The 1,809-nt window shown below is 58.2% G+C and carries 1 protein-coding gene and 1 pseudogene; one reads left to right on the forward strand and one right to left on the reverse strand.

All coding sequences use genetic code 11. The features are described from left to right. Nucleotides 1-380: pseudogene (locus ACEWPL_RS19340) on the reverse strand (transposase); the annotation flags it as partial. Nucleotides 381-597: 217 nt separating this feature from the next. Between ACEWPL_RS19340 and ACEWPL_RS19345 the strand changes: the two are divergent. Next, entirely contained in the window at nt 598-1,641 is a 1,044-nt protein-coding gene (locus tag ACEWPL_RS19345) for an IS110 family RNA-guided transposase (RefSeq protein ID WP_393928671.1), read from the forward strand. Nucleotides 1,642-1,809 lie beyond the last annotated feature (168 nt).

Here is a 1,809-nt window from a genome sequence, read left to right on the forward strand (position 1 = left end):
CAAGGGCCAACATTCTTCGAAGAGGTGAAGCGCGCAGGGTCGTCGACGGCGGACCGGTAAGTCAGGGCGACAACTGCCCCAACCCCTGGCATCGTCATCAGTCGCACACAAGCCGGGTCGTCGTGAGCCATCTGCCGAACCAGTTTTTCGAGATCCGCAAGTTCCTGGCGCAGCGATGCCCTTGCACGCAACATGGGAGCTGTTGCTGTCTCGAGCATGACATTGCCCTCAGCGAGCTCTCGAATGCGATGTTCAAACTTTCCTCGGGAGATCGCCCCGACTTTCAAACCAAAGTTACGCAAGAGTCCGCGCAGTGACATCTCCAGCGCGATCATGTTCTGCTGGATCGCATTCCGAGCACTGAGAATGGCGCGCACCTCGCAGATTTCATGGCCGCCTACAACTTCGCTCGCCGCCTGAAGACTCTCATCCACCAGATGCCGGGACTGAACACCTAGGGTCAAAACCGACTCTGATGATGTGACCGTCCTCCTTTGTGGATCATCGCAGACCCACCTTGTTGGAGTGGACGGCCCCTGAACGGCATCGAAATGTGCCAAAGTGAGTCGTTGAAGAACTCAAACAAAGGAGCCGTCCGTGGATCAGATTATCCGTATTGGCATGGATACGTCAAAGCACGTCTTTCAACTGCATGGCGTGAACGCCGCCGAACAACCGGTTCTTCGCAAGAAGATGCGCCGCAAGGAGATGGTGGATTTTTTTGCGAAGTGCCCGCCGACCATCATTGCGATCGAGGCCTGTGGTGCCTCGCATCACTGGGCGCGGTTACTGACCGGGCTCGGTCATGAGGTCAAGCTAATTGCGCCGCAGCTTGCGAAGCCCTACGTCAAGCGCGGCAAGAATGATGCGGCCGATGCTGAAGCGCTATGTGAGGCGATGAGCCGCCCGACGATGCGGTTCGTTCCGATAAAGAGCGCCGAGCAACAAGCCGCACTTATGCTGGTGGGGATGCGCGAGCGTGCTGTCGCCGCCCGGACGCAGCTTGCCAATTCGATCCGTGGCTATGCGGCCGAGTTCGGACTGACCGCGGCCAAAGGAGTATCTCATATTCCGGGCCTTCTGGAACGCATCATGGCTGATGAAAATGTCCCCGCCTTGGCGCGCGATCTGTTTGCGTCACTTGCAGATGAATTTGCGCAATTGAGGGAACGCCTGAAAGAGATAGAGGCGAGGCTGATGACCTGGTTCCGCAGCAACGAATGTTGTCGTCGCCTTGCAAGGATCCCCGGTGTCGGTCCAATCGGTGCGGTTTTGCTGGTGATGAAAGCGCCAGCACCGGAGCAGTTTGTATCCGGAAGACAGTTTGCTGCCTGGATGGGCCTGACGCCCAGGGATCACTCGACAGCTGGCAAGGCCAGGCCTGGTGTTATTACGCGAGCGGGCGATGAGGCCTTGCGCAAGACACTGGTCGTGGGCGCGACTTCGTTGCTTCGACAGGTGAGAGCGGGCAGAGGCAGGAACGCCTCGTCCTGGCTCACCGAGATGCTCAAGCGCAAGCCGCCGAAACTCGTGGCCGTCGCGCTGGCAAACAAAACCGCCAGGATCGCGTGGAAAATAATGATGTCGGGCGAGGCCTATAAAAACATTGCTGCGCGACCGGCCATGGCTTGCGCGGCGTGACGAGATCGGCCAGTCACGGTGAGCAGGAGAAAGACGCTACCGTGCTGAGCTGATGCGTGAACTTGCAGGAAACTTGAAGATGGTGTGATCGATTGTCAACGCCGACTGAACTTTCCCCAGAAGTGCCGAAGTAAAATTCCCCACTCTGGCGGGTCCGGTAATCAGCCG

The organism is Roseovarius roseus (genome assembly GCF_043355935.2).
Lineage (GTDB): Bacteria > Pseudomonadota > Alphaproteobacteria > Rhodobacterales > Rhodobacteraceae > Roseovarius > Roseovarius roseus.